Source organism: Nocardiopsis protaetiae (genome assembly GCF_045446735.1).
Classification (GTDB): Bacteria; Actinomycetota; Actinomycetes; order Streptosporangiales; family Streptosporangiaceae; genus Nocardiopsis; species Nocardiopsis protaetiae.
This window is the reverse complement of sequence record NZ_JBJJBV010000047.1, coordinates 15,541-40,824: the sequence shown is the minus strand read 5'-3', so window position 1 is coordinate 40,824 and position 25,284 is coordinate 15,541. Positions and strand designations below refer to the sequence as shown.

The window sequence follows — 25,284 nt, the reverse complement described above, 5'->3', positions numbered from 1 at the left end:
GTTGTCACATGACGAACGAGGACCGCACACCGCGCGTGGTGGTGGGCATCGACGGATCGGACAACGGGCGGGCCGCCCTGGAGTGGGCGGCGGCCGAGGCGGACCGCCGGGGGGTGCCGCTGCGGATCGTGCACGCCCTGGGCATGCCGCTGATCGTGTCCGCGTACGGCGGCCCGGAACGGTTCGCGCCGACCGAGGAGATCCAGGGGCAGGCCACCGAGGTGCTCCAGGACGCGGTGGCGCACGTGACCAAGGTCCAGGCGGGCGTGCGGACCGAGACCGTCACCGCCCTGGAGGAGGCGCCGCTGGCGCTGCTGCGCCAGAGCCGGCCGCACGACCTCCTGGTGGTGGGCACCCGCGGGATGGGCACCGTCAAGTCGATGTTCGTCGGCTCGGTGAGCGTCCGGGTGGCCGCCCAGGCGTCCTGCCCGGTCGTGGTGGTGCCCTCGCACGAGGGCCGGCCCGCGACCACGGGGCTGAAGCGGATCGTCGTCGGCGTCGACGGCTCCCGCAACGGCCGCCGTGCCCTGGGCCTGGCCGTCGACCTGACCGCCGAGACCGACGGCGAGCTGGTCGTGGTGCACAGCTGGGAGGTGCCCTACCCGTACGACCCGGTCGCGATGACCGCCGCGGGCTACCAGCCCCAGGAGGACCTGTTCGAGAAGCAGTCCGAGGAGCTGGTCGCCGAACTGCTCGCCGAGGCCATCGACGAGCAGCGCGACGACGTGAACATCGACGTCACCGTGGTGCGCACCCAGAACGGGCCGGTGAACGCCATCCTGGAGGCCGCCGAGGGCGCCGACGCGGTCGTCGTCGGCTCCCGCGGCCGCGGCAGCGTCCGCGGTCTCCTCCTGGGCTCGGTCAGCCAGGGGGTGCTCCACCGCTCGAAGATCCCGGTGGTCGTGCTCCCCCGGCACGCCGACGAGGACTGACCACCCGTCCCCGGCGGGGTCCGCCCGCCGGGGACGTCACCGCGCCTCGTACTCCAGGCAGAAGGGGTGCCCGGCGGGGTCCGCGTAGATCCGGAACCACACCTTCTCGCCCTTCTCCTCCGTGCGCAGCAGCGTCGCGCCCAGTTCCAGCACCCGCCGCTCCGCCGGGTCGATGTCCTCCACCCACACGTCCAGGTGCGCCTGCTGCGGCCGCTCCGGGTCCGGCCACGCGGCCTCCTTGTGCCCCTCCACCCGCTGGAACGCGAGCACCGGCCACTCCTCCTGGTCGCCGATGGCCGCCCAGCCCTCCTCCCGCAGGGTCACGGGCCTGCCCAGCAGCTCCGCGTAGAACTCCGCCAGCGCCTCCGGGTCGGGGCAGTCAAAGACAAATGTGTGCAGTCGTCCGATCATGCCCGCAGCCTTCCACTCCCGATCCCGCCTGTCGACGCGATTTCCGGCCGCCTCAGTCCTCGGGTGTGTACCGGCCGCGCATCTGCGGTCCCGCGGACGGCCCGGCGGTGAAGACGTAGGTGTCGGGGTCGTCCAGGCGCCGTCCGGTGGCCGCGTCGACCACGACCGGCTCGACCTGCTCGCCGGTCGCGGAGTCCACCAGGATCATGCGGCGCTCCTCGGGGGCCAGGCGGGAGTTCCCCCAGGCGGCGAGGGTGATGACGACGGGGCGGAGCGAGCGGCCGAGTTCGGTGAGCACGTACTCGTGGCGAACGGGCCGGGTCTGGTAGGGGCGCCGCTCCAGCAGGCCGTCCTCGACCAGGCGCCTGAGCCTGCCGGTGAGCATGCTGGACGAGATCCCGAGGTTGCGCTGGAACTCGTCGAAGCGCGTGTAGCCGTCGAAGACGTCGTGCAGCAGCAGGAGCGTCCACCAGTCGCCGACGTAGTCGATCGCCGTCGACAGCGGGCACTCGCGGTCCTCCTGACGTATCCGACCGGGCACGGCACTCCCCCCAGGGTTGCTGCTAGTATCGAAGCCAGTTGCTTCTATTTTAGAAGTGACCATGCGGGGCCGACCGCCCCCATGGTCCCGTCCGGGAAAGCGCGGCCGGTGCGCCCCGCATTCCCGCGATCCGGAGGATCTCATGACCGACACCCGCGCCGTCGACCTCGACGGCCTCCCCGAGACCGTCGCGGCCTACCTGGCCGTGCACAACACCGGTGACCCCGAGCGCGAGGCCGCCCTCTTCACCGCGGACGCCACCGTGGTCGACGACGGCGGCACCCACGTGGGCATCGACGCCGTCACCAGCTGGATACGCCGGGCCGAGACCGCGTTCACCTACACGGCGACACCGGTCGGCGCCGAGTCCGCCGGCCGGGACCGGTACACCGTCGTCCTCCACCTGGAGGGGGACTTCCCGGGCGGCGAGATCGACCTGCGCCACCACTTCACCCTCCGGGACGGCCGCATCGCCGGCCTCGTCATCGAGCCCTGAGCCACGCCCCCGGTCCACCACCGGCGGCGCCCCGGGCGCGTTCCGGGCCCGGGAGTGCGAGAATGCGGTCCTTGTGAGCCCCGACCACCGGATTTATCGCTATGTCGGCCCGGACGACCTGCGGTCCTCCGTCCGCCCCGAGACCGCGGGCCGACTTGTCGACACCGCGGCGGCCTTCCACGCCTGGGCGGCCGAGCGCGCCGCGGCTGAGTGGGCCGAGCCCTTCACCTTCGTCATCGACCAGGAGGGGGCGCTCCTCCTGGCGCCCCGCCGCAGCGAACACGTCGCGTGCGCCGGCGGCGGCCCGGTGCTGAGCGCCGGAGAGACCGGTTTCCACCTCCGTGCGGGCCGCCGGTCCGTCCACGAGATCAGCAACCGGTCCACGGGCCACTGCCCGGACCCGGCCTCCTGGCCCGCGGTGGCCGCCGCCCTGGAGCGCGCGGGCCTCGAACACCCCGGCCGCCTCACCCACGGGATCGTCTTCCGCCGCTGCCCGGCCTGCGCCGAGGTGAACATCGTCCGAGAGGGCGACTTCGCCTGCGTCTTCGGCGACGCCGACCTGCCCGCCGCCTGGAACGTGGACCCGACAGGCGCCTGGCCCCGGCAGCACGAGGGGCCGCCCGCTCGGTGAGCGGGCGGCCCCTCGCGGCCGCGGAGGGTATGGGATTTGAACCCATGAAGCCCCGTCAAGGACTTGGTGCTTTTCAAGAGCACTGCACTCGGCCGCTATGCGAACCCTCCCCGGGGACCCTGGGGTCTCCGCGAGTCATCGTAGCCCAAGCGCTCCGTTGCCAGGTGCGGGCCGGGGAAGTTGCCGCGCGGTGGGTGGCGCGGCGGGGTTACTCGCAAGTAACATTCGGGGCATGGCAAACATGAACGCCGAGACGGCGGAGATGGTCAAGTCCGGTTTCCTGGCCGCGGTGCCCTTCGCCCGCACGCTCGGCCTGTCGTTCAAGGACCTCGACTTCGGTCGGGCCGTGATGAACCTGCCGGACAACCCCGAGCACCACAACCACATCGGCGGCGCGCACGCCGGGGCGATGTTCACCCTGGCCGAGTCCGCCTCCGGTGCCATCATCATCGGCACCTTTGGCGACACCATGGACCGCGCGCTGCCGCTGCCGACCAAGGCCGAGATCCACTTCCTCAAGATGGCCACCGGCGACATGACGGCCGAGGCCGTGCTGGGCCGCCCGCGGAACGAGATCATCGCCGAGCTCGACGGCGGCCAGCGCCCCGAGTTCCCCATCGACGTGGAGATCCGCATGGCGGACGGCACCGTCACCGGCAAGATGACGATCATCTGGACCCTCAAGCCGAACCGCAAGTGACACCCGTCCCCACAGCCACATCCTGAACACGATCGGCCCTGGTCGCGCCCACTTTCGCGGGCCTGTCCGGGGCTTGTCGCTTTGTCGGCACCCCTGGGTAGGTTGACCCTGACCGCGCCGACGAGGAGGCAGAGATCGTGAAACTGCGTGTGGACCGCGACGCGTTCGCCGAGGCCGTCGCCTGGACGGCGCGCGCCCTGCCGAACCGCCCGGCGGTGCCGGTGCTGGCCGGGATGCGCCTGGAGGTCCCCGACGGCGGTTCCGCCCTGCACCTGTCCGGGTTCGACTACGAGGTCTCGGCCCGCTCCTCGGTCGAGGTGCTGGCGGAGGAGACCGGGGCGGTGATCGTCCCGGGCCGGCTGCTCGCCGAGATCGTGCGCAACCTGCCCGGCGGCTCGGTGCACATCGACACCGACGGCACCAGGGTGCGGATCAGCGGCGGCGCCGCCCGGTTCACCCTCATCACCATGCCGCTGGAGGACTACCCCACGCTGCCCGGCATGCCCGAACGCATCGGCTCGGTGCCCGCGGACACCTTCGCCGAGGCGGTCCGCCAGGTCACCCCCGCGGCGAGCCGCGACGACACGCTGCCGATGCTGACCGGCGCCTACCTGGACTTCACCGCCGACACGCTGAGCGTGGTGGCCACCGACCGCTACCGCATCGCGGTGCGCGAACTGTGGTGGAAGCCCCGGAACCCCGGGATCGACACCTCCGCGCTGGTGCCCGCCCGCACCCTGCACGACATGGTGCGGGGCGTCATCGGCGGCTCGAACGTGGAGGTCGCGCTGTCGTCGGGCGCGGCCGGCGGCCTGGCGCCGGGGGAGGGCACGATCGGTTTCGAGAACGGGGACCGGCGCAGCACCACCCGGCTGATCGACAGCGACTTCGTCAAGTACGCCGCCTGGTTCCCCGCGGAGTTCGCCTCCCGCGCCGAGGTGGCGGTGGCCCCGCTGATGGAGGCGGTCAAGCGGGTGGCGCTGGTGGCCGACAAGCACACCCCGCTGCGGCTGGTGTTCACCGAGGGCGAGGTGACGCTGGAGGCGGGTTCGGGCGAGGACGCCCAGGCGGTGGAGGCGATCGCGGTGGACTACCAGGGCGACCCGCTGCGGGTGGCGTTCCGCCCCGACTACCTGGTGGACGGGCTGTCGGCGATCGCGACGGACTCCGCGCACCTGAACTTCACGGAGCCGACGAAACCCGCCGTGTTCACCGATGTCCCGGCGAAGGAGGGCGAGACCCCGTCCTTCCGGTATCTGGTACAGCCGTTGCGGGTGTCCTGATCAGGGGATTCGGGCCTTATCCACAGCTTGCCGCCGAGTTATCCACAAGGTTTTCCACAGGCTGGCGCCCAGCCTGTGGATAACCCGGGGTAATCAGCCCCAGGATCACCCGAATCGCCCCCGCGCCGCTCTCGCATTTCCGCTTTGACGTGCGAGAACGTCTCCAGGGGCGATTCTGTGCACAGCCTGTGGAAAACTTCGTGGAACCGGGCCCTTTCCGACACCGGAAATCACCACAAAACAGGACAATTCGCCTGGGTGGCATGAACCGGACTCGGCTACTCGCCCGCGGGCAGAGTGGACGAACCCCCACCGGTTACGGACGTCTCCAGGCCCAGCTGCGCCTGCCGCCCCCGCTGGTACCCCGCCCGGGCCCCGGCCGCGCTGTGCGTCCGCTCGGGCCGGTGCTTGCGCAACTGCGGGAACTGCTTCTGGAATTCCTCCTGGACCCGGTGCACATCGGCGCGCAGCACCAGTTCCGCACCCCGCGCGGACGCCACCCCGCCGTCACCGGGATCCCCGGCCCCGTCGGCCGGCCGCGCCATCTCCTGCAAACGGCGCCGGAAGTCGCGGATGCGCTCGGCCACCGCCTGCCCGTAGGCCCGCACGAACGACCGGTAGTACCGCTTGCGCTCGGTCTCCAGCTCGGACCGCGTGTAGTTGCGCAGCTCCCGGATATCGGTGACGTGCCCCGAACTCATGAACTTGGCCGACGCCTCCATCTGCATGGAGATCGACGGCATCAGCATGCGCAGCGCGTCCAGCGCGCTCACCGTCCCCACCAGGATGAGGATCCGGTCGGTGTTCTCCGAGGAGTTGCCGCGGACCGCCGACTGGCACCCGTAGGCGGCGGCGATGTCGGCCAGCGCCCGGACCCGGGCCTTGCCGTGGCCGCCCACCCCGGACACCGTGTAGTCCATGCGCCCGATCGCGTCGGGTTCCTCACCCCGCTCGGCGCGGGCCTCGGCCTCCGCGATCGCATGGCGGGTCATCAGCTCGGCGGCCTTGGCGGTGAACGCCTGGCTCTCGGCATCGGTGACCGAGGGGTCCTCCGCCATGCGGAGGAGCCCTCGGACCCGCTCGACCATCTTCTGACGAGCAGCTTCAGTCATCGGCGCCCGGTTGCTCCCGTAGGTGTGTTCTCCTTCTTCCGCACCTGGGCGGAAAACACGAGCCTACTTCTTGTCCCCGACCACCATGGCGATCAGGCCGACGGTCACCCAGATCGCGAGCGCGGCGAACAGGCCGCCGAACAGGCTCAGGGAGAGGATCCCGTAGCCCACACCGCCCACCACGGCGGGCACGGCCGCGTAGCGGAAGGGGTAGCTGGCCGCGTAGCGGCGGCCGCGCCGGTCGGACTTCTTGCTGATCACACCGCCGACACCGCCGACGAGGGAGAAGAAGATCACGGCCGCGCCCAGCCCCGACATGACCGCGGGGATCAGCCCGCCGCCCAGGCTGAGCAGGAAGAAGAGGGCGCCGCCCGCCGCACCGCCCAGCACAGACGTCGTCCAGGGCCAGATCATCGTCGCCGAGGCGACGGGAGTGAATGCGTTACCGCGCTCCAGCGTCATGTCCACCGCTCCAGTCCGTTCGCGTGACGACCGCTCCGGAACGGGCCGTCTCCACCAGCATGCACTGCCCCGGTCCGCTCGCACATCAGGGCACATCCCTGACTTACCCCGGAGTGTCCGGGCCGCACCCCGCGGGGCGCGGCCTGTGGACGAACGGGGGAACACGGACCACGACGGATCAACGAACGACCCGCCCCGGAAGTGCCCGCGGGCCGCCACCAACGCGCTTCCCGCCCCGGACGGTCGGCCCCGCACCACCCCCGGCCCGGCCCGGAGGGGTCGGCCCGCCGACCCCGGGTCAGCCCGCCGGCTCCACCGACCGCCGCAGGTCCGCCACCAGCGTCGGCCACGCCGTACGGAACGCGGGCAGCAGCGGCAGCGCCTCCGCCGCCTCCACCGGCACCCACCGGACCTCGATGCTCTCCGAGTTCGCGGGGGAGAAGGCGGCCAGCTCCGGCACGCTCAGCAGGAACGTGTCGTACCGCCACACCGCCAGGTCGTGCTCGTGCGTCCCCACCACCGTGTACCCGCCCAGGTCCCCGGCGATCTCCTCGCGGAACTCCCGGACCGCGGCCTCCAACGGCGTCTCGTCCCGGTTGCGCGCGCCGCCGGGGATGCCCCACATGCCGCCCATGTGCGTCCACCCGGCACGGTGCTGGAGCAGCACGTGTCCGGTTCCGGCCACGTCCGTTCCGTACAACAACAGCCCCGCGGCACCGTAGACTCCCCAGCGCCTGGACCCGTCCGGCAGGTGCACCCAGCCGTTGCCGTCGCCGTCCTCCATCAAGCCCTCCTGATTCCCACGCGTCCCGCCCCCGCGCGCCGACCACCGTCCGCGACCGGGGCCGGATCCGGAACGCCGCACCTGGCCGCGGCCCCTCCGGTCCCTACCCTCTACCCTTCAAGAACCGATGGCCCGCTCGACGACTTCCGCAGCCCTTCTCCCCGTGTACGCGCTCGGCCTGGCCGCACGCTACTGGGTCCCCCTCCTGTGCGTCCACACCGTCGGCATGCTCCTGCACGCGCTGCTGCTGCGCGGCCTGGTGCGCCTGGCCGGCGTCGAGCAGACGCTCTCCCTGGCGGGCCTGGGCCTGACCCTGCTGGTCACCCTGGTGACGTTCGTGGTCATGTTCCAGCTGCTGCGCTCGGGACTGCCGACGATCGACGCCGAGCTGAGCTCGGAGGTGGTCCGGGAGGACAGGCGGCGCGGGTTCGTCGAACGCGAACGCCGCGTGGTGGACGGGGTCGCCCTGGCGATCCTGCCGTTCCTGCTGTTCTACGCCGCCTGGGGACTGATCCGCGAGCAGTACGACCTCTACAGCGTCTCCCTGCTCAACACCGGCGGCCTGGAGGCGTTCGAGGCGCCCCTCCAGGTGCCCTGGTACGGCCTGCCGCTGGTCGTGGCCGTCACCGCGTGGCTGCTGCGCAAGCTCTGCTCGCACTTCTACCGCAAGCGGCACAGCGCCGTCCTGGGCATCCTCACCGCGCTGTTCGAGGGCGTGTGGGTGTTCATGTTCCTGTTCTCCCTGGGCCTGGCGATCAAGCAGGCGGAGGTCTGGGTGACCGGCCGGGTCTTCTGGGTGGAGATGCAGGTCGGGGTCCGGGACCTGGTGAACGGGGTCGGCGGCCTGGTCGGCCTGCCCGACATCTACGCCCAGGTCCCGGTGTGGTGGGCCAAGGTGTGGAAGCTGATCTCGACGGGGTTCGTGGGCCCGCTGCTGTGGCTGACGATCGCCGCGGTCATCTACCGCGCCCAGGTCGAGGACCACGACACCGTCTTCGAGGAGCGGCGCGCCCGCGACGGCTTCGATCGGGCGGTCAACCGGGTGGCCCGCACCGGCCGCTTCTTCGACCGGTTCGTCGGCGGAGACCTCAAGGACCAGGTCTACCCGTGCCTGAACGCGCTGCGCTTCGTCCTGCGCGTGGGCCCGCTCTTCTACCTGTCGTACTCCCTGTGCTTCGTGCTGCTGGAGGTCGCGTTCACGCAGCTGCACCGGCTGGTCTTCGTTCTGATGGGGCCCGGTCCGCTGCACGCCGAGTGGTGGCCGCTGCTCCAGCCGATCGAGTTCGTGGTCGACTCCCTGCACATGCTGATGCGGGTGTGCCTGCTGGCGGCGGCCTTCGAGATCGCGCTGCGCAAGGCCGAGGAGGACAGTGTCGGCCGCCGGGTGCGCCGGACGGCGACGCACGCCCCCTCCCGCGGCCCCGGCCACGCGGGCTGACCCGCCCAAGCCGGCCGACCCGCCCGGCTACTCCTCCAGCTCCTCGGCCTCGAACACCAGGGCGTCGGGCCGGGGCCGCTCGGGGTCGTCGGAGGTGTCGACGGTGACCTCGTAGCGGAGGTCCTCGACCACGTCGGAGGGCACCAGGAACGACAGGATGATCGACTGCTCCTGCCCGGGCGCGATGGTCTCGCCCTCGCCGGTGGTGCAGCCGTAGGCCCCGTCGCTCGCCTCGTCGCCGAAGTCGCGCATGGAGAACAGGTGCGTGCGCTCCCAGGAGCGCCCCTGGCCGTCCACGGCGCGGAACTCGCAGCTGAGCCGCAGCAGCTCGGCGGACTTCTCGTCGCCGGGGGTGACCCGGAAGCCCACGTCGAGGATCTCCAGCCCCTCGGGCGGCGGCTCGGCTCCCGCCAGGAAGCCGGTGATGTACCCGGTGACCCGCCACTCGCTGCCGACCAGGGTCGCGGTGTCGCCGACGCCGACGGGCCGCGCCTGGGGCCGGATCGCCCCGGTCTCCAGCCCGGAGCGGACCTCGGTGGTGTAGGGCCAGACCAGCATGACCGGGAAGAGCAGCACCAGCACCGCCGCGTAGGGCAGGTGCAGGCGCTTCCACAGCGGCCGGGCGTGCCGGATGGCCTTGCCCCTGGCCCCGGTGGGAGGGGGAGCGGGCTCTCCGAACGCCCCGGGGGGACCGCCGTGCGGTCCCGCGTGCGCGTCGGCGCCGGGGAACGGTCCGGGTCGCGGCCCGCCGAACGGGGGCCCGCCGTCGTCCCCGGGGTACCGCGGTGCGTGGCGCCGCCCGCGCGCCCCCGGCGGGTACGCCTCGGCGGGAGGCCCGTCGAACGGCCCGCCGTCCGGCCCTCGCAAGGCCCGGCGGCGTCCGCCCCGTGGATCCGGCGGGTAGGCATCAGGGCGCGGTCCGTCGCCCGGGTATCCGCCGGTGCCCTGCCGCGCTCCGCGGCTCCCGCCCCGCGGGTCCTGCGGCGGGTATCCGCCGCTCTGCTGTGCTCCGGGTGTCCCACCGTCGGCGGGTCCCCGCCGCGCTCCGCGGCGTCCGCCTCGCGGGTCCTGCGGCGGGTACGTCCCGGGAGGCCCGCCGTCCGGCCCCTGGGTCGCCCGGCGGCGCCCGCCACGGGCACCCCGCGGGGACGCCTCGGCGGGCGGACCGGGGGGCTGCGACCCGCCGTCCGGGGGGCCCGGCGCCCTGCGGCGTTCATCGCGCGGGTCCTGCGGAGGCCGTCCACCACCCGGCTGGGCCCCCGGCCCCTGCGGAGCTCCGCGGCGCCCGCCCCGCGGTCCCTGTGGCGGGTACGCCTCGGAAGGTCTTCCCTCTCCCGGGTACCCGCCGGAGTCCGGCCCGGGGTACTGCGGCCCGTCGAACGGCCCGCCGTTCGGTCCCTGCGGCGGTCCCCCGCGCGGTCCCTCGCCCGGGTATCCGCCGGTGTTCGGCCCGGGGCCCTGCGGTGCCCCACCGCGTCCGCCGCGCGGGTCCTGTGGCGGGTATCCTCCGGCCTGCCGTGCCCCGGGTGCCCCGCCCCCGGCGGGGCCGCGCGGGTCCGCCGGCGGCCGCCCCGGGCCGCCGCCGAACCCCTCGGCCCCGGCGGGCCGGTTCACCGGCCCCGGCCGCTGCCGTACCGGGCGGCGGGGGATCCGTTGTTCCGGCGGCGCGGGCCGCTCCTCCGGGTACCAGCCGAACCCGTCGGGCCGCCCGGCCGGGGGCGGACCCGCCGGAGGTCCGGGCACGCGGTACGGCGACGCCGGCGGCTCGTCATCGCGCGGCGCACCGCCGCGACGGAGAGCCCCGGGGTCCCCGGGCTCATTCGGACGCATCCGCCGCCCCCTCGCTTCCACCCGTGTCGCTTCCGGTCATGTCGATCTCGGGCCCGGTCAGGATCACCGCGTCGGCGCCCGGCCCGGCCTCGACCCCGCCCAGGTCGATCTCCACCCGCGAGGACAGCCGCGACTCGTACCCGGGGCGGTGCGTCAGCACCAGCGTCGGACCGTCCAGGCGGTCAGGGGGCACCTCGAACACGAACGCGCCGCGCTGCGGGATCGCGGGGGAGAAGGTCCCCTGGTCCAGCGACGCCCAGAACCAGCCCCGCTCCTCGTACACCACGCCGTCGGCCATGTTCAGCTGCGCCGAGAGCCCGTGCACGGTGTCCTCCAGGGCGGTCACCCGCGCCCACACGACCACCCACACGCCGTTGGCCGGGACCTTCTCGGCGTCGCCGATGACGCTGCCGGTCACCTCGATCTCGGCGGTGACGTCCACCCGGGTCACCTCGGCCTCGAACGCGCGGGAGGACACCACCGCCCCCTGCGCCCCCGTGGTCGCGATGGGGTCGACCAGCGCCTGCCTGGAGACGATGAAGCGCTGGGTGTAGAAGATCGCGGCGATCAGGACGACGCACAGCACGAAGGTCAGGATGCGGCGGCCGAGGCCGGTGCGGGACCGCGACGGCACGGGTCAGCCCTCCCCGACCGACAGGTCGACCGTGCCGACGCTGGAACCGGGGACGTCGGTCCAGAAGAACCCGCCGCCGCCCGACGTGGTGATCTTCTCGGCCTGGCGCACCGTGATCCGGATCGTCTCCACCTCGTCGGAGGAGACGCCGTCGGGAAGGGGCCAGCTGATCAGGGCCTCCTCGGGCATGTGCGGCTGCAACCGGGTGGTGAAGCCCTGGGGGTAGCGGGTCAGGGTCAGGCCCGGGTGCTTCACCCGGTGGTCGCCGGGGAACAGGCGCACGTCCATGATCGCGCCGACGTCGAACATCGACACCGGCAGGTCGGAGCCGTGCAGCTCCACGTCCGCGAGGACCTGGACGACGGTGCCCTCGATCTCGTCGGAGCCCAGCCCCGCCTCGTGCGGGGTGATCCGGTACAGGACGTTGCGCAGCTCGGTGCCGGGCGGCTTCGGTTCGGGGGCCGCCGCTTCGAACCCTCCGAACAGGTACGTGCCCAGCACGACGACGGCCACGATGGCGGCTCCGACGGAGAGCACCGCGGTACGCAGCATGCGGTCGCCGGGGAGGAAGGGGAGGGGGCGACCGGGGGTTTCGTCCGAATGGGCGTGATGGGCCACGCGCCGCAGTGTAGGCGCAAATGCCCCTGACTCGCTGTGAACGGCCGGAAGAGGTCACATCATTCCCGGGGGGCGTACGCCGCACAGGGTCGGTACCCGGTACCGGTCCCGGAGGGCGAGAACGCGGGCGTGGGCTTCCGAGGACGGGGAAGCCGAGGAATGAATGATGCCCGGATCGCCGTTTGTCCGGTGTTCGGCCGGGTATCGGAAAAGGCGAATGTGTCACCCCGGGTGCACACCCTTTCCACGCTGTGTCGTTTCCCGAGCCGCGGCTCCGGCCTGTTCCAGGGCCGTGGCCCGAGCCGTGGCTCCGGCCCCTTTCGGGGCTGTAAGTGGACTGAAAGCGGCCTGGAAGAGGATCTCTCTAGTGTCGAAGGCGTTCGGCACGACCGGTCGCCGCGAGAGGACGGCTCGCGAACCTCCCGATCGGATCGTCGTTCGTTGGACACATGCCACCCGTGGCGTTTCCTGAGGCGGAGTCCGCCACGGGTGGCCCGTCCGCCCCGAAGGGCGGTGAAGTCCGTGATGGTTCGCAGACGACGTAGGGCCACCTTGCGGCTCTACACGAGTGCGGTGAGACGAGGATTGCGAGTCCCCCAGATGCTGACTCTCGATGACCGGTTCGAGGCGATCGTCGCCGACGTGATGCCCGACGCCAAGATGCGCCCCTACCAGGAGCCCGACCCGGAGGGGCCGGTGCCGGCCGGGGAGCCGGACGGCGACGTCCCGGCCGAAGAGGAACCGAAGGAAGAAGAGAAGTAACACTCTGAAGTAACCGAAAGATCACTCCGAGTATCTGTTGTAGAGGGGGAGATACTCGGAGCCTTTCGCGTGCTCGGATTCGACTTTTGCGCAATTCATCTTGCTAGGGTTGCTCCTTGTGGAATTCGGTGTGCTCGGCCCCATCGCCGCCTGGTCCGACGGGCGTCCGGTTTCGATCGGTGGACCGCGCCAGCGCTGTGTACTGGGCGCACTCCTGGTGGACCTCGGGCGCGAGGTCACCGTGGACCGGCTCATCACCTATCTGTGGAGCGACGACCCGCCGCGCACCGCACGTTCGGTCATTCAGGTCCAGGTCTCCCACCTGCGCCGACTCCTTCCCGAGCACATTTCCACCACGGCCGGCGGTTATGTCCTCGACGTCGATCCGGAGAGCGTCGACCTGCACAGGTTCCGCCGCCTGCGGGACGACGCGACCCGTGCCGAACCCGAAGCCGCCATGGAACTCCTCGAACGCGCGCTGTCCCACTGGCGCGGGGTCCCCTTCTCCGGGGTCGGGTCGGAGTCCCTGGAGCACACGGTGGTCGCGCCCCTGCGCGAGGAGCGCTGGGCCGCCCTCACCGCCTGGGCGACCTGCGCGCTGGAGTTGGGCCGGTACGACGAGGTCGTCTCCCGCCTGACCCCGCTCGCCGGGGAGGAGCCGTTCCGGGAGCGCCTGCACCACCTGCTCATCACCGCCCTGTGGCGGGCCAACGAGAAGGCCCGCGCCCTGGCCGCCTACGAGGACTTCCGGGCGCGCCTGGCGGACGAACTGGGTGTCGACCCGGGTCCCGAACTCATCGCCCTGCACGCCCGCATCCTGCAGGAGGACGCCGAGCAGGTGCGGGGGGCGGTCACGGAACAAACGGAATCCGGGAGCCGCTACCGAGTTCGCAACGACCTGCCCCGGGACCTCCCGGACTTCACCGGGCGCCGCGACAGCCTGCGCCGCCTGGAGGAGGTGTCCCTGGCCTACGGGGGCAGGGCCGAGGTCTGCGTCATCACCGGCCCCGGCGGGGAGGGCAAGACCACCACGGCGGTGCGTTTCGGTTACGAATCCGCCAAACGTTATCCCGACGGCCAACTCTTCATCGACCTGTACGGGTACACCGCTGGCAAGGAGCCCCTGGACGCGTCCTCCGCGCTCGGCTCCCTGCTGCGCGCGGTGGGGGTGGCACCCGAGACGATCCCCGACAAGCTGGAGGAGCGGGCCGCCCTGTGGCGCGCCACCCTCATGGGCCGCCGGACCCTGCTCATACTGGACAACGCCGTCAGCTACGCGCAGGTCAGCCCGCTGCTGCTGTCCTCCCCCGGTTCGCTGACCCTCATCACCAGCCGCAACGAGCTCTCCGGGCTGAGCGGCGCGCGCTTCCTCTCCCTCGGGATGTTCGACGAGGAATCCTCCCTGGAGCTCTTCTCCCGGGTGCTGGGCGAGGAGCGTGTGCAGCGGGAGGAGGGCGTGGCCCGCGAGATCGCCCGGATCTGCGGCGGACTCCCCCTGGCCCTGCGGGTGATCGCCGGCCGCATGCTCAGCCGTCCCCGGTGGAGCTTCGAGCACGTGGTGCGCCGCCTCACCGAGCAGAACCGGAAGTTCCGCGAACTCCAGGTCGACGGGCAGAGCGTCGAGACCGCCATCGACCTCTCCTACCGCAGCCTCACGGACGAGCAGCGCCACGCCTTCCTGACCCTGGGCCTGATGATCGGCAACATCATCGACCTGTCGGGCGGCGCCGCGCTGCTGGAGGAGGCGGTGGAGGAGTCCGACGACATCCTCCAGGAACTCGTCGGGGTGTGCCTGCTCGACGAACCCCAGGGCGACGTGTACCGCATGCACGACCTCATCAGGGAGTTCGCGCTCAACCGGGCGGTCGGCGAGTTCGGCGCGGACCGGGTGGAGCGGATCAGGACGCGGCTGGCCGAGCACTACCTCGCGACCGCCCAGCACGCCGCCGAGCTGCTGGGCCCCCGCGCGCTGGAGGACGGGGAGAGGTTCCGGCAGGGGTACCGGACCGAGCTGCTCAGCCGCTCGGACGCCGAGGCCTGGTTCGACCGGCACCGGGACAACCTGGCGGACACCATCGACCACTTCGCCTCGCACGACAAGGGCGAGTACGCCTGGCGCATGGCCGAGTCGGTGTGGCGCTTCTACGCCCTGCACGGGCAGATGGGGCTGCTCATCAGCTCCCAGGAGAGGGCCCTACAGATCAGCGACCGGCAGGGCAACCTCCGCGGGCGCGCCGTCACCCTCATCGGCCTGGGCATCGGGCACTACTTCTCCGGCCGCTTCGACGACGCCCTGCGCATGCTCGTCGAGGCCCGGGACCTGCTCACCCGTGTGGGTGACAGCCGGGGCATCATCCGGGCCCTGGCCAACCTCGGCATGGTCTACGAACGGGTCGGACGCCTGCGGGAGTCGGCCGAGGCCATCCAGGGGGTGCTCGACCACGCGGTGTCCCTGGGCGACCAGAGGCTCGAAGCCCTCCAGTGGGGGAACCTGGCGGTCGTGCGGCAGAGCCTGGGCCAGCACCGCGACGCCCTGCACTGTGCGGAGCAGGCATTGTCCAAGACCTCCAGAGAGGACCACCAGGAATCGACGGCCCTGGTCAAACGGGTCATGGGGGAGGCCAAGGTCGGCCTGGGGGACCTCGACGGGGCGCTGCGCGACCTCGATGAGGCCCTGGAGCTGTCGCACCGGCTGGGGCTGGTCGGCAGCCAGATCTACGTCCACAACTCCCTCGGTATCGCCTACCGTGTCGCCGGCTCCCTGGACGAGGCGGTGGAGGCCCACCGGGCCGCCCTCACCCTGGCCGAGGAGTCCGGGGACCGCAGCGGCGACGCCGAGATCCTCACCGACCTCGGGATCACCCACGCCGAGGCCGGGCACCACGAGGAGGCCGCGGTCGCCCTGGAGAAGGCGCACGCCATCGCCCTGGAGCGCGACGAGCGCTACACCGTCGCCCGCGCCTGCCTGGCCCTGGGCACCCTGCCCGCTCCCACGGTGGCCGCCTCGCGGGCCGAGGAGCTGCTGCGCACGGCGGCGGAGATCCTCACCGAGGTGGGGTCGCCCGACGCCGAACGCGCCCGCGCGGCCCTGGCCGACCGCTTCGGCGGCTGAGCCGGACCGGGTCGCCGCTCCGGCGCATCGACCACAGGCAGACGGTGGCGGGCAGCACCCGCACCGGCCGGGGCACGCGGGGGTAGACGGCCCGCGTGGCGGCCAGGATCCCGTCGAACAGCCGCTGCCGGCCCGGCGACCAGGGCAGGCCGAACCCGTCGCGCAGCCGCTCCGGCAGCAGCCCCGCGGTGAGCAACTGCTGGAGGGGCATCAGCACCCGCAGCACCGGCTGGCGGGGGCGGAACAGGCGGCGGGTGATGTCGCGGGCCTCGTCCCCCACCTCCAGCCGGGCCATCGCTTCCTCCCAGTAGGCGTCGAACGCCTCGGGGGTGTCCGGCCAGGCCGCGGCGGGCAGCCCCAGCGCGGTGCCGAACACCGAGGCCTCCCGCAGGAAGAGCGCGTACTCCTCCTCGTCGCGGAACCCGCCGAACACCATCGTGTACAGGCGGGCTGAGCTGTGGCAGAGTGTGGCGGCCACCCACAGCAGGAGGTCCTCGTCCAGGGCCCGGTAGCCGGGGCCGTTGACCTTCTTGTGCATCGCCCGGACCACGGAGTGCAGGCGTTCGCGTTCGGCGTCGGTGCCGTAGACCGTCCCGTAGACGTAGGCGAGGGTGCCGAAGAGCCGGGCGAAGGGGCGGTGCTCGAAGTCGCTGTGGTGGTACACCCCGTGTGCGACGCTGGGGTGGGCGATCTGGAGCAGCACGGCGTACCCGGCCCCGCCCAGGAGGCAGGACTCCGCGGTGATCCGCCGGAGCGGGGATTCGTCGGACGATCGGCCCATGTCCAGGATCGTAGGAGATAAACCGCTTCCTCCTGGAGTGAGGCGCGCCGTACCTTCTCCTTCATGGGAGACATCCGCGACGACGACACCGCCCTCCTGCGCCTGCTGGACGACGACGAGCGTGCCCGGATCGACGCCGCCATCCGGGAGCGCGGTTACCTCGCGGGGGTCGTCGCCGTGCGGGAGGCCTTCCGCCCCTGGGGCGGCCTGCACCTGTACGACGCTCGGGACATGGCCCTCAAGCGGTTCTCCGAACTCGGGATCGACCCCTGCCCGCCCGGGCCCGCGCCGACGCTGCCGGACCTGGTGGAGCGGATCGCCGCACATCCGGGTGTGCTCCGTGTCCTGGAGATCTCCTGGGACGGCGACGACTTCGGGTGGATGGTGCGGCTGGACGCCCTCTTCGGCCCGGGGGAGGAGCCGGTCGTCGCGGTCATGCGGTGCCGCGCGCCCGGACCGACGGGGCGGGCCGAGCTGCGGGAGATCCGGGCGCTCGGCGAAGCACTGGCAGAACGTTTCCGGGTGCCGCTCCGGGTCGACCACGAGTGCGCCCCGTACGGGATCTCCGAGTCGAGCTGAGGCCGGTCGGCGCCGCCCCGTGCCCGTCTCGGTGGGCCGTTCCGGTTCGACCACCCGGACACTCCGGCCTTCTCGGACTGGCGTCCCGGGTGGGATCGGGGGCACGCCCAGGACGGGGCCTCCGGTGTGGGGTAAGGGAAATCTATCCCTTTGGTGAGGTCCAGTGGACGGACCTCACCGACCCGGATTGGTCTACACCTCTCCCGGCCCGGACCGCCCGCGCCCGGCGGCCCCGTTCCCCCTGGTCTCACTCCACGTGCCCGGCCGGTCGCCACCCGTACCAGTGGCCGGAGGGCGCACAGTGGTTCCGAACGCGGTCCGGTCCCACCCTCCCCTCCCGTGCCACCAGGGCCCTTGCACTCTTTGTCACAGCCTGCCTACGGTCGTCCGCAACGGGCGGGAAACCTCGGTTTCCGCGGTTTATCCGAACCCGCCCTGCTTCGCCCTGGACCGGAAACGGTCCGGGTCATCCCGCTACGCGTCCCCCGGCGTGCCCCCGCACCACCGGGGACCATGACCCACACAGAAGGGCCCCGCATGCTCACCCGAAAGACCGACGCCCCCCGCAAGCACCGCCCGCTCCGCGCCGCGACGGCGCTCGCCGCCGCCACCACCCTCTTCTTCGGCCTCATGCCCATGGGCACGGCCAACGCGCACGGCTACATCTCCAACCCGCCGAGCCGCCAGGCCCAGTGTGCCGCCGGGGTGGTCCAGTGCGGCCCCATCCAGTGGGAGCCGCAGAGCGTCGAGGGCCCCAAGGGCCTGACCAGCTGCTCCGGCGGCAACCAGCAGTTCGCCGAGCTGGACGACGACAGCCGCGGCTGGCAGCGGACCGACGTCGGCCGCACCCAGTCCTTCACCTGGACCATCACCGCCAACCACCGCACCTCCACCTGGGAGTACTTCATCGGCGGCCAGCGGATCGCGGTGTTCGACGACGGCGGGGCGCAGCCGCCCTCGACCTTCTCCCACACCCTCGACCTGTCCGGCTACAACGGCCCGCAGAAGATCCTCGCGGTGTGGAACGTCTACGACACGGCCAACGCCTTCTACGCCTGCATCGACGTCAACATCCGCAGCTGACCCCGCCGCATCCCCTGAGGCCCCCGGCCCGGCTCCGCACCCGGGCCGGGGGCCGCGGCGGATCGCCGCCAGAGCGTGGGACCGGGCCTGAGCCGGGTACCGGGCCCGGGCCGGGGACCAGGCCCGGCGCATTGATCCGGCGGCCGAAGCGGCCTACCGTCCGAACATGGACACCGATGCGGTCACGGCGACCGGGCTGACCGTCCGGCGCGGCGGGCAGGACGTCCTCACCGGACTCGACCTGAGCGTCCCCGCGGGCGAGGTGGTGGGCCTGCTCGGAGCCGGCGGCAGCGGCAAGACCACGCTCATGCGCGCCATCACCGGCGTGCGGCGGGTCACCGCGGGCACCGTCACGGTGCTCGGCCACCCGGCCGGGGCGGCCCCGCCGCGCACCCTGATCGGCTACGCGGCGCAGACTCCCTCGGTCCACGCCGACCTCACAGTGCGGGAGAACCTCTCCTACTTCACCTCCGTGCTGCGGGCTCCCCGGACCGACCCCGACCGGGTCATGGCGGAGGCCGGCCTCGGCGACCCGGCCCGCCGACCGGCGGGCGAGCTGTCCGGCGGCCGGCACACCCGGGTCGGCCTGGCGGTCGCCCGGCCGGGGAGCCCGCGGCTGCTGGTCCTGGACGAGCCGACGGTGGGCCTGGACCCGGTGCTGCGCGAGGAACCGTGGTCGCTCTTCCACCGGCTCCGCGACCGCGGCACCACCCTGCTGGTCTCCAGCCACGTGATGGAGGAGGCCGGTCGCTGCGACCGGCCCGTCCTGCTGCGCGAGGGCCGCCTGGTCACCGAGGAGACGCCCGCGCGGCTGCGGGAGCGCACCGGGGTGCAGGACCTGGAACAGGCCTTCCCGCGCATCGTCCGCGAACCCGGACCGGGGCGGAGCCGCCACGAACGCCCGCCACCCGGCCGCCACGAACGTACAGCGCCCCGGACCCACGGGCCCCCGGTGTCCGGAGCCGACGAGCGCCCGGCGACCGGAGTTCATGAGAGTCCGGCGACCGGGGGGCCATGAGCGTCCGGCCCCCGGTGCCCGGGAACACCCCGCGCCCGGACGTCCTGTACCGGATCTCCGCGGTGATGCCCCTGTCCTACGCGGTCGACGCCATCACCGAGGCCGTGGAACAGCCCGAGGTCACCGGCGACCTGCTCGTGGACACCGGGATCGTGCTCGGGTTCGCCGCGCCGGCGCTGATCCTGGGCGCGGCCACCCTGCGCCGCCGCACACCCTGAGAACAGGACGCCCTGAGAGCAGGGCGTTCCTGGTGACGGGGCTACACTGCGGCGGAACGGAACGCTCTCCCACCCCCTCATCCCAGGCCCACCCCCACCCCAGGAAGGACGATGCGGATCATGGGTTTCTTCGACGGTCTGCGCAAGCCCCCGGCGCCGGTTCGACCGCTGGACCAGGGCACCGCGGAGGAGGCGCTCGCCCTCGTCCGCGCCCGGCGCAAGATCGAGGCCATCAAGCTCGTGCGCGAACGCACCGGCATGGGCCTGGCCGACGCCAAGAACACGGTCGACGCGCTGGAGGAGGGGCGTTCCGTCCCCGTCGAGCCGACCCCCGGCCACAGCCTCGCCGACCGGGTACGCGAACTCCTCGCACAGGACCGCGTCGCCGAGGCCATCGTCCTGGTCTCCCGCGAGACCGGCATGACCGAGACCGAGTCCGCGCGCTTCATCGACAGCCTCGGCCGATGAGATGACCCGCACGCTGGACGGGCTGGAGCAGCGCATCGCCGCGGCGCTGCAGATCGACGGCCGCGCCTCCTGGCGCCGGATCGCCACCGTGCTCGCCGAGCCCGAACGCACCGTCGCCCGGCGCGGCAACCAGCTGCTGGCCTCGGGGGACGTCACCGTCGCCGGGATACTCCCCCAGTCGGCCTCCACCCTGCTGCGGGTCCGCTGCGCGCCCGGCACGGCGCGGATGACCACCGAGTCCCTGGCCCAGCGCGCCGACTGCACCTTCTCCTACATGACCACCGGCGGCAGCGACTGCGTCGCCGAGCTGATGTTCGACGCGGAGCGGCTGCCGCAGGTGCTCGGCACGGAGATCCCCGCCACCGTGGGCCTGCGCGCCGCGGTGAGCTACCCGGTCCTGCGGTACTTCCGCACCATCCGCGGCTGGCGCTTCGGGCCGCTGACCGGCGCCCAGGCCGACGCGCTGGCCCGCGAGTACTCCGCGGACCGCGGCGGGTTCCCCGACCAGGGCGAGCTCACCGCCCAGGACCTACAGATCGCCGGGGTGCTGGCGGAGAACGGACGGGCCGGGTTCGAGGAGATCGCCCGGCGCACCGGGGTGTCCGAGAGCACCGCGAGCCGCCGCACCGACTGGCTGCTGCGCCGCGGCCACATCCACCTGCGCGCCCTCGTGGAGCCCGCTCTGGTCGGGCTGCCGGTGGAGGCCATGCTGTGGATCCGCTCCGCGCCCCACCGGGTGGACGGCATCGGCCGGGAGCTGGCCGCGGCGCGGGAGGTGCGCTACGCCGCCGCGCTGGCCGGTGACCACCAGATCGTGGCCAACGTGACCGTGCCCGACAGCGCGGCGCTCTACCGGTTCATCACCGACACCCCCTGGGCCGCGCAGGTCGACTCCGTGGAGACCACGCTGCTGCTGCACGCGCGCAAGCGCGGCGGCCGGATGCTCTCCGCGGGCTGAACCGCTGCGCGCCGCTACCCGGCGGCCGCGGTCGCCACCGGCCTCAGCCGCTGCCCCGCACCGATGTCCGGCCGGCGGTCCGCGCACCGCGTCCGGTCCTCGAACGCCTTGGCGTAGCGCAGCAGTTCCACGTCCCGGTAGTGGTCCACCGCCATCTGGAAGCCCACCGGCAGCCCGCCCGCGGTGAACCCGGCGGGCATCGCCAGCACCGGCAGCCCGGTCGCGGACAGCAGGCACGCCGACCGCATCCAGTCCAGGTAGGTCGTGGACTCCACGCCGTTGATCCGCTCCGGGTACCGCAGCCGCGCGTCGAACGGCGGCACCTGCGCCGCGGGGGAGAGGAAGAGGTCGTAGCGCCCGTAGAACCGCCGGACCGCGGCGGCCAGCCGGGTCCGCGCCGCGGCCGCGTCGATGATCCGCTGTGCGTTCAGCCCCCAGCCCGCCTCCACGTTCCAGACCACCTCGGGTTTGACCAGGTCGCGGTGGGCGCGCACCAGCGGCCCCAGCCCGGCGGCGAAGTCCAGGGCGCGGGTGGTGTGGAAGACCTCGTCGGCGCCGGTGAGGTCGGGGGCGGCCTCCTCCACCACCGCCCCCGCCTCCTCGAACACGCGCAGCCGCGCGGTCAGCACCTCCAGGACCTCCGGTTCCACGGGTACGCCCATCCCCAGGTCGGGGCTCCACCCGATCCGCACCCCGCGCAGGTCGCCGGCCACCGGGCCCGCGAAGTCCGCGCCGGCCAGCGGCGCCGGGGGCACCACCCGCTCCGACGGGCCCGCCACCGCGGACATGAACAGGGCGATGTCGGACACCTCGCGGGCCATCGGCCCGGTACGGGCCAGCCACGCGTGGTCGTTGTCCACCGCCGGCGCCGGGATCACCCCGTAGGAGGGGCGGAAGCCGATGACATTGCAAAAAGATGCCGGGATGCGCAACGACCCGCCCATGTCCGAGCCCTCCCCCAGCGGCTGGATCCCGGCGGCGATCGCCGCCGCCACCCCGCCCGAGGAGCCGCCCGCGCTGCGCGAGGGGTCGTACGGGTTGGTGGTGGTGCCGAACACCTCGTTGAACGTGTGCGACCCGGCGCCGAACTCCGGCACGTTGCTCTTGCCCGTGGCGATCACCCCCGCCCCGCGCAGCCGGGCGATCACCAGGTCGTCCTCCCGCGGCACGTGGTCCGCCAGCACCGGGGAGCCGTTGGTGCTGCGCATCCCCGCCACCGCGTGCGTGTCCTTGTGGGTCATCGGCAGCCCGTGCAGGGGCGGCAGGTCCGCCCCGGACACGGTGAGCCGGTCGGCCGCGTCGGCCGCGGCCAGGGCCCGCTCCGGATCCACGGTGACCACCGCGTTCACCGCCGGGTCCACCTCACCGATCCGCTCCAGGTGCGCGGTGACGGCCTCCCGCGCGGAGACCTCCCGCCGGCGGATCGCGCCGACCAGCTCCGCCGCCGACATCCGCTGAATCCCGTCCATGGGTCCTCCGATCCCTCCACCGCTCCGGGGCCGGTCAGCGCCGCCCGGACTCGACGCGCCCAGTCTCCGCGGCGGCCGCGCTCACCGGAACGGCGCGGGGTGATGTGGCGCACTTTGCGGGAAACGGCCACGCCGGTGGCGATTTCCCGCATCCCTTGCCACCGCGGAGACCACTGCCCGAGGGTTGGCGCAATCGGGGCGCGGCACGCACCCCGACCACCCCGGGAAGGAGCGTCCGCAGGTATGACACCCCCCGCCCCCGCAGTCCTGTGGCTGTGCGCGCTCGGCGTCTTCGCCGTCATCTTCGTCCAGACCTTCATCTACATGCGGGCCGCCCGCGTCGCCGGACCCGACGTCGGCATGAGCCGGGCCGACCTCAAGAACGCCTACCGCGCCGGAGCCGTCGCCTCCATCGGCCCCTCGCTCGCCGTCGTCCTGGTGGCCGTCGCCCTGCTCGCCCTCTTCGGCACCCCCGCCGTGCTCGTCCGCATCGGGCTGATCGGATCGGCGAGCACCGAGGTCGCCTCTGCCGGCATCGCCGCGGGCACGGTCGGCGCCACCCTGGGCGGCGCCGACTACTCGCCGTCCGTCTTCGCCCTGGCCTTCATGGCCATGAGCCTGTCCGGCGGCATGTGGATGCTCGCCACCCTGATCCTCACCCCCGTCCTCAACCGCGGCGGCAAGAAGCTCGACGCGGTGAACCCGGCCGTCATGGCGGTCGTCCCCGCGGCCGCCCTGCTCGGGGCGTTCGCCATGCTGACCGTCACCGAACTGCCCAAGTCCGGGGTCCACGCGGTCACCGCGCTCTCCTCCGCCGCTGTCATGGCCGGGTGCCTGGTCCTGGCCCGCCTGCTCAAGGCGGACTGGCTGAAGGAATGGGCGCTCGGGTTCGCCGTCATCACCGGCCTGGCCGTCGCCTACCTGGCCCACACGGCGTGACCCCCGGCAAGCGAGTGGAGAAGGAGACGACATGACCGCGCAGAACACCGGCGCTGGCACCGGCAGCGGCGCCGCCGCCATGGCGACGTTCGAGAACACCACCTCCCGGTGGGGGCGGGTGACCATGCTCGCCGGGCTGGCCCTGTCCCTGGCCGGGCCCCTCTACCTGGCGGTCTTCGCCGACCTGGACCTGGACGCCGCCCGCGTCTGGGTCGCGTTCCTGGCCGTCGCCGCCACCTTCGGCGTGTTCTGGGTGCTGGAACCGCTCACCTACTACCCGATCCTGGGCCCGGCGGCCATGTACCAGGCGTTCATGATCGGCAACATCTCCAACAAGCTGCTGCCCGCCGCGGTCGTCGCCCAGGCCAGCGTGGACGCCCGGCCGGGCACCCGGCGCGGCGACCTGACCGCGGTGATGGCCATCTGCGGGGCGGCCACCGTGCACCTGACGTCACTGCTGGTCGGCGTCGGACTGCTGGGCACCTGGCTGATCTCCGTGCTGCCCGCGGAGCTGATCGAGGTCGCCCGGCTGTACATCCTGCCCGCCGTCATGGGCGGGGTCCTGGTGCAGTGCGTCGTCACCATGCGCCGGTACCGCACCACCGCCATCGCCGTGGCCGTCGCCCTGGCCGTCCAGTTCGTTCTGCTGCCCGCCGCGCCGGGGCTCGCCCTGTTCTCCACCGCCCTGTGCGTGGCGGTGACCATGGTCCTGGCCTGGTTCCTGCGCGACCGCCGTATCGTGCACGGGACCGCCGCCGACGACCCCGCCCCCGCACACGTTCCGTCCGCCGAGGAAGGCCGCTGAATGACCACCGCACCCGCCGTCACCGACCCCGAGCGCATGCACCGGATCTACCGGCACCTGCACACCCACCCCGAACTGTCCATGCAGGAGCACGCCACCGCCGACTTCATCGCCGCCGAACTCGACGAGCTCGGCATCGAGAACTTCCGCTGCGGCGGCACCGGCGTGGTGGGCGTCATCCGCAACGGTCCCGGGCCCGTCGTCGCGTTCCGCGCCGACACCGACGGGCTGCCCATCGCCGAGGACACCGGGCTGGAGTACGCCAGCACCGCCACCGGCACCCTGGAGGACGGCACCGAGGTGCCCGTCATGCACGGCTGCGGGCACGACACCCACGTCACGTCCCTGCTCACCGCCGCCCGCGAACTCCTCGGCCGCGCCGCCGAATGGTCGGGGACCCTGGTCCTCGTCTTCCAGCCGGGCGAGGAGACCGCCGCGGGCGCCCGCGCCATGGTCGACGACGGCCTGTGGGACCGCGCCCCGCGCCCCGAGGTCGTCCTGGGCCAGCACGTGATGCCCTCCCGCGCCGGAACCGTCACCCTCTCCCACGGCACCGCCATGGCCATGGCCGACGCCCTGCGCGTGACCCTCTACGGCCGCCAGTCCCACGGCTCGCAGCCGCAGTCCTCCATCGACCCCATCGTGCTCGGCGCCCACGTCATCGCCCGGCTCCAGACCATCGTCTCCCGCGAACTCGACCCGCGCTCCCCGGCCGTCATCACCTCCGGCACCTTCCACGCCGGCCTGAAGGAGAACATCATCCCGGACCGGGCGGTGCTCACCCTCAACATCCGCTCCTTCGAACAGGACGTCCGCGACCAGGTCCTCGCCGCGGTCCGCCGCGTCATCACCGCCGAGGCCGCCGCCTCCAACGCCCCCGAACCCCTCATCGAGGAGATCTACACCTTCCCCCGCTGCTACAACGACCCCGACGCCGCCGCCCGCGTCGAGGCGGCCCTGCGCGCCGAACTCGGCGAGGACAACGTCTCCGTCGCCGAACCCGTCATGGGCAGCGAGGACTTCGGCCACCTCGCCGACTCCATCGGCGTGCCCGCGGTCTACTGGATGTTCGGCGGCTTCGACCCGGACGCGGGCGAACCCCCGGTCAACCACTCCCCGTTCTTCGGCCCCCTCATGGAACCCACCCTCACCACCGGCACCCGCGCGGCCGTCGCGGGCATCCTCACCTACCTAGCCACCAAACCCTGAGAGGCCCGAAA

Annotated in this window: 27 protein-coding genes and 1 tRNA gene; 17 read left to right on the top strand and 11 right to left on the bottom strand. The window is 72.8% G+C overall.

What is annotated here, in order from left to right:
• The first annotated feature begins 8 nt into the window (after positions 1-8).
• On the top strand, positions 9-932 hold the full coding sequence (locus ACJOT3_RS10370; protein ID WP_406971307.1) for a universal stress protein: 924 nt from the start codon (positions 9-11) through the stop codon (positions 930-932).
• A 36-nt stretch (positions 933-968) separates the two neighbouring features.
• Here the strand turns inward: ACJOT3_RS10370 and ACJOT3_RS10365 are convergent, their stop codons facing one another.
• Positions 969-1,343, bottom strand: coding sequence for a VOC family protein (locus ACJOT3_RS10365; protein ID WP_406971305.1), 375 nt, complete (start codon positions 1,341-1,343; stop codon positions 969-971).
• Positions 1,344-1,395: 52 nt separating this feature from the next.
• Entirely contained in the window at positions 1,396-1,884 is a 489-nt protein-coding gene (locus ACJOT3_RS10360; protein WP_406971303.1) for a winged helix-turn-helix transcriptional regulator, read from the bottom strand.
• A gap of 142 nt (positions 1,885-2,026) precedes the next feature.
• Here ACJOT3_RS10360 and ACJOT3_RS10355 point away from each other — a divergent pair, with 142 nt between their 5' ends.
• Together ACJOT3_RS10355 and ACJOT3_RS10350 are read left to right on the top strand one after the other, a co-directional pair.
• A complete protein-coding gene (locus tag ACJOT3_RS10355; protein ID WP_406971301.1) occupies positions 2,027-2,380 on the top strand; it encodes a nuclear transport factor 2 family protein in 354 nt (117 codons plus the stop codon).
• Between the two features lie 73 nt (positions 2,381-2,453).
• On the top strand, positions 2,454-3,011 hold the full coding sequence (locus ACJOT3_RS10350) for a hypothetical protein (protein ID WP_406971299.1): 558 nt from the start codon (positions 2,454-2,456) through the stop codon (positions 3,009-3,011).
• A gap of 21 nt (positions 3,012-3,032) precedes the next feature.
• Here the strand turns inward: ACJOT3_RS10350 and ACJOT3_RS10345 are convergent.
• A tRNA-Ser gene (locus tag ACJOT3_RS10345) sits at positions 3,033-3,121 on the bottom strand.
• 131 nt (positions 3,122-3,252) lie between these two features.
• Between ACJOT3_RS10345 and ACJOT3_RS10340 the strand changes: the two genes are divergently transcribed.
• Together ACJOT3_RS10340 and dnaN are read left to right on the top strand one after the other, a co-directional pair.
• Complete coding sequence (locus ACJOT3_RS10340) at positions 3,253-3,711, top strand: DUF4442 domain-containing protein (RefSeq protein WP_406971340.1); 459 nt, start codon at positions 3,253-3,255, stop codon at positions 3,709-3,711.
• A gap of 137 nt (positions 3,712-3,848) precedes the next feature.
• Entirely contained in the window at positions 3,849-4,994 is a 1,146-nt protein-coding gene (dnaN, locus tag ACJOT3_RS10335; RefSeq protein WP_406971297.1) for a DNA polymerase III subunit beta, read from the top strand.
• 278 nt (positions 4,995-5,272) lie between these two features.
• Here dnaN and ACJOT3_RS10330 read toward each other — a convergent pair whose 3' ends face one another.
• The 3 genes from ACJOT3_RS10330 to ACJOT3_RS10320 form a co-directional block, all read right to left on the bottom strand.
• The gene (locus ACJOT3_RS10330) at positions 5,273-6,082 is read right to left on the bottom strand and encodes a DUF2786 domain-containing protein (protein WP_406971338.1); all 810 of its coding nucleotides are present in this window, start codon (positions 6,080-6,082) and stop codon (positions 5,273-5,275) included.
• Positions 6,083-6,169: 87 nt separating this feature from the next.
• Positions 6,170-6,568 (bottom strand): hypothetical protein, encoded by a 399-nt coding sequence (locus ACJOT3_RS10325; protein ID WP_406971295.1) that lies wholly within the window; start codon positions 6,566-6,568, stop codon positions 6,170-6,172.
• 298 nt (positions 6,569-6,866) lie between these two features.
• A complete protein-coding gene (locus ACJOT3_RS10320) occupies positions 6,867-7,352 on the bottom strand; it encodes an NUDIX hydrolase (RefSeq protein ID WP_406971293.1) in 486 nt (161 codons plus the stop codon).
• A gap of 163 nt (positions 7,353-7,515) precedes the next feature.
• On the opposite strand from ACJOT3_RS10320, the gene ACJOT3_RS10315 reads away from it, so the two are divergent.
• Positions 7,516-8,790: a hypothetical protein gene (locus ACJOT3_RS10315; RefSeq protein ID WP_406971291.1), complete on the top strand. Its 1,275-nt coding sequence runs from the start codon at positions 7,516-7,518 to the stop codon at positions 8,788-8,790.
• Between the two features lie 27 nt (positions 8,791-8,817).
• Here the strand turns inward: ACJOT3_RS10315 and ACJOT3_RS10310 are convergent, their stop codons facing one another.
• The 3 genes from ACJOT3_RS10310 to ACJOT3_RS10300 all read right to left on the bottom strand — a co-directional run bounded on the left by ACJOT3_RS10310 (position 8,818) and on the right by ACJOT3_RS10300 (position 11,806).
• The gene (locus ACJOT3_RS10310; RefSeq protein ID WP_406971289.1) at positions 8,818-9,657 is read right to left on the bottom strand and encodes a hypothetical protein; all 840 of its coding nucleotides are present in this window, start codon (positions 9,655-9,657) and stop codon (positions 8,818-8,820) included.
• Between the two features lie 949 nt (positions 9,658-10,606).
• On the bottom strand, positions 10,607-11,254 hold the full coding sequence (locus ACJOT3_RS10305; RefSeq protein ID WP_406971287.1) for a hypothetical protein: 648 nt from the start codon (positions 11,252-11,254) through the stop codon (positions 10,607-10,609).
• Between the two features lie 3 nt (positions 11,255-11,257).
• On the bottom strand, positions 11,258-11,806 hold the full coding sequence (locus ACJOT3_RS10300) for a hypothetical protein (RefSeq protein WP_406971285.1): 549 nt from the start codon (positions 11,804-11,806) through the stop codon (positions 11,258-11,260).
• A gap of 666 nt (positions 11,807-12,472) precedes the next feature.
• Between ACJOT3_RS10300 and ACJOT3_RS10295 the strand changes: the two genes are divergently transcribed.
• Both ACJOT3_RS10295 and ACJOT3_RS10290 read left to right on the top strand, forming a co-directional pair.
• Entirely contained in the window at positions 12,473-12,634 is a 162-nt protein-coding gene (locus ACJOT3_RS10295; RefSeq protein ID WP_406971284.1) for a hypothetical protein, read from the top strand.
• A 118-nt stretch (positions 12,635-12,752) separates the two neighbouring features.
• A complete protein-coding gene (locus ACJOT3_RS10290) occupies positions 12,753-15,746 on the top strand; it encodes an AfsR/SARP family transcriptional regulator (RefSeq protein ID WP_431652333.1) in 2,994 nt (997 codons plus the stop codon).
• Here the strand turns inward: ACJOT3_RS10290 and ACJOT3_RS10285 are convergent.
• Complete coding sequence (locus tag ACJOT3_RS10285) at positions 15,679-16,527, bottom strand: oxygenase MpaB family protein (protein ID WP_406971282.1); 849 nt, start codon at positions 16,525-16,527, stop codon at positions 15,679-15,681. The genes ACJOT3_RS10290 and ACJOT3_RS10285 overlap by 68 nt on opposite strands.
• A gap of 63 nt (positions 16,528-16,590) precedes the next feature.
• On the opposite strand from ACJOT3_RS10285, the gene ACJOT3_RS10280 reads away from it, so the two are divergent.
• From ACJOT3_RS10280 to ACJOT3_RS10255, 6 genes are all read left to right on the top strand, one after another.
• Positions 16,591-17,106: a hypothetical protein gene (locus ACJOT3_RS10280; protein WP_406971280.1), complete on the top strand. Its 516-nt coding sequence runs from the start codon at positions 16,591-16,593 to the stop codon at positions 17,104-17,106.
• 537 nt (positions 17,107-17,643) lie between these two features.
• On the top strand, positions 17,644-18,189 hold the full coding sequence (locus ACJOT3_RS10275; RefSeq protein WP_406971278.1) for a lytic polysaccharide monooxygenase auxiliary activity family 9 protein: 546 nt from the start codon (positions 17,644-17,646) through the stop codon (positions 18,187-18,189).
• A 166-nt stretch (positions 18,190-18,355) separates the two neighbouring features.
• On the top strand, positions 18,356-19,207 hold the full coding sequence (locus tag ACJOT3_RS10270) for an ABC transporter ATP-binding protein (RefSeq protein WP_406971276.1): 852 nt from the start codon (positions 18,356-18,358) through the stop codon (positions 19,205-19,207).
• Positions 19,204-19,425: a hypothetical protein gene (locus tag ACJOT3_RS10265; RefSeq protein WP_406971274.1), complete on the top strand. Its 222-nt coding sequence runs from the start codon at positions 19,204-19,206 to the stop codon at positions 19,423-19,425. Before ACJOT3_RS10270 ends, ACJOT3_RS10265 begins: the two co-directional genes overlap by 4 nt.
• A 120-nt stretch (positions 19,426-19,545) precedes the next feature.
• Entirely contained in the window at positions 19,546-19,893 is a 348-nt protein-coding gene (locus ACJOT3_RS10260; RefSeq protein ID WP_406971272.1) for a ribosomal protein L7/L12, read from the top strand.
• Between the two features lies 1 nt (position 19,894).
• Entirely contained in the window at positions 19,895-20,851 is a 957-nt protein-coding gene (locus ACJOT3_RS10255; RefSeq protein WP_406971270.1) for an Lrp/AsnC family transcriptional regulator, read from the top strand.
• 14 nt (positions 20,852-20,865) lie between these two features.
• On the opposite strand, the gene ACJOT3_RS10250 is transcribed toward ACJOT3_RS10255, so the two are convergent.
• The gene (locus ACJOT3_RS10250; protein WP_406971268.1) at positions 20,866-22,320 is read right to left on the bottom strand and encodes an amidase family protein; all 1,455 of its coding nucleotides are present in this window, start codon (positions 22,318-22,320) and stop codon (positions 20,866-20,868) included.
• Between the two features lie 243 nt (positions 22,321-22,563).
• Here ACJOT3_RS10250 and ACJOT3_RS10245 point away from each other — a divergent pair, with 243 nt between their 5' ends.
• Genes ACJOT3_RS10245 through ACJOT3_RS10235 form a run of 3 tightly spaced genes read left to right on the top strand, consistent with a single transcriptional unit; the run spans position 22,564 to position 25,273 of the window.
• Positions 22,564-23,259, top strand: coding sequence for a DUF5058 family protein (locus tag ACJOT3_RS10245; protein WP_406971266.1), 696 nt, complete (start codon positions 22,564-22,566; stop codon positions 23,257-23,259).
• 31 nt (positions 23,260-23,290) lie between these two features.
• Positions 23,291-24,064 (top strand): hypothetical protein, encoded by a 774-nt coding sequence (locus ACJOT3_RS10240; protein ID WP_406971264.1) that lies wholly within the window; start codon positions 23,291-23,293, stop codon positions 24,062-24,064.
• Positions 24,065-25,273, top strand: a complete 1,209-nt coding sequence (locus tag ACJOT3_RS10235; protein WP_406971262.1) for an amidohydrolase — start codon at positions 24,065-24,067, stop codon at positions 25,271-25,273.
• Positions 25,274-25,284 lie beyond the last annotated feature (11 nt).

Excerpts from the sequence above, each read along its gene's own strand:
- ACJOT3_RS10370 (WP_406971307.1), top strand. The coding sequence starts at position 9 with ATGACGAACGAGGACCGCACACCGCGCGTGGTGGTGGGCATCGACGGA.
- ACJOT3_RS10365 (WP_406971305.1), bottom strand. The coding sequence starts at position 1,343 with ATGATCGGACGACTGCACACATTTGTCTTTGACTGCCCCGACCCGGAG.
- ACJOT3_RS10355 (WP_406971301.1), top strand. The coding sequence starts at position 2,027 with ATGACCGACACCCGCGCCGTCGACCTCGACGGCCTCCCCGAGACCGTC.
- ACJOT3_RS10340 (WP_406971340.1), top strand. The coding sequence starts at position 3,253 with ATGAACGCCGAGACGGCGGAGATGGTCAAGTCCGGTTTCCTGGCCGCG.
- ACJOT3_RS10330 (WP_406971338.1), bottom strand. The coding sequence starts at position 6,082 with ATGGTCGAGCGGGTCCGAGGGCTCCTCCGCATGGCGGAGGACCCCTCG.
- ACJOT3_RS10325 (WP_406971295.1), bottom strand. The coding sequence starts at position 6,568 with ATGACGCTGGAGCGCGGTAACGCATTCACTCCCGTCGCCTCGGCGACG.
- ACJOT3_RS10320 (WP_406971293.1), bottom strand. The coding sequence starts at position 7,352 with ATGGAGGACGGCGACGGCAACGGCTGGGTGCACCTGCCGGACGGGTCC.
- ACJOT3_RS10300 (WP_406971285.1), bottom strand. The coding sequence starts at position 11,806 with ATGCTGCGTACCGCGGTGCTCTCCGTCGGAGCCGCCATCGTGGCCGTC.
- ACJOT3_RS10295 (WP_406971284.1), top strand. The coding sequence starts at position 12,473 with ATGCTGACTCTCGATGACCGGTTCGAGGCGATCGTCGCCGACGTGATG.
- ACJOT3_RS10285 (WP_406971282.1), bottom strand. The coding sequence starts at position 16,527 with ATGGGCCGATCGTCCGACGAATCCCCGCTCCGGCGGATCACCGCGGAG.
- ACJOT3_RS10280 (WP_406971280.1), top strand. The coding sequence starts at position 16,591 with ATGGGAGACATCCGCGACGACGACACCGCCCTCCTGCGCCTGCTGGAC.
- ACJOT3_RS10275 (WP_406971278.1), top strand. The coding sequence starts at position 17,644 with ATGCTCACCCGAAAGACCGACGCCCCCCGCAAGCACCGCCCGCTCCGC.
- ACJOT3_RS10270 (WP_406971276.1), top strand. The coding sequence starts at position 18,356 with ATGGACACCGATGCGGTCACGGCGACCGGGCTGACCGTCCGGCGCGGC.
- ACJOT3_RS10265 (WP_406971274.1), top strand. The coding sequence starts at position 19,204 with ATGAGCGTCCGGCCCCCGGTGCCCGGGAACACCCCGCGCCCGGACGTC.
- ACJOT3_RS10260 (WP_406971272.1), top strand. The coding sequence starts at position 19,546 with ATGGGTTTCTTCGACGGTCTGCGCAAGCCCCCGGCGCCGGTTCGACCG.
- ACJOT3_RS10255 (WP_406971270.1), top strand. The coding sequence starts at position 19,895 with ATGACCCGCACGCTGGACGGGCTGGAGCAGCGCATCGCCGCGGCGCTG.
- ACJOT3_RS10250 (WP_406971268.1), bottom strand. The coding sequence starts at position 22,320 with ATGGACGGGATTCAGCGGATGTCGGCGGCGGAGCTGGTCGGCGCGATC.
- ACJOT3_RS10245 (WP_406971266.1), top strand. The coding sequence starts at position 22,564 with ATGACACCCCCCGCCCCCGCAGTCCTGTGGCTGTGCGCGCTCGGCGTC.
- ACJOT3_RS10240 (WP_406971264.1), top strand. The coding sequence starts at position 23,291 with ATGACCGCGCAGAACACCGGCGCTGGCACCGGCAGCGGCGCCGCCGCC.
- ACJOT3_RS10235 (WP_406971262.1), top strand. The coding sequence starts at position 24,065 with ATGACCACCGCACCCGCCGTCACCGACCCCGAGCGCATGCACCGGATC.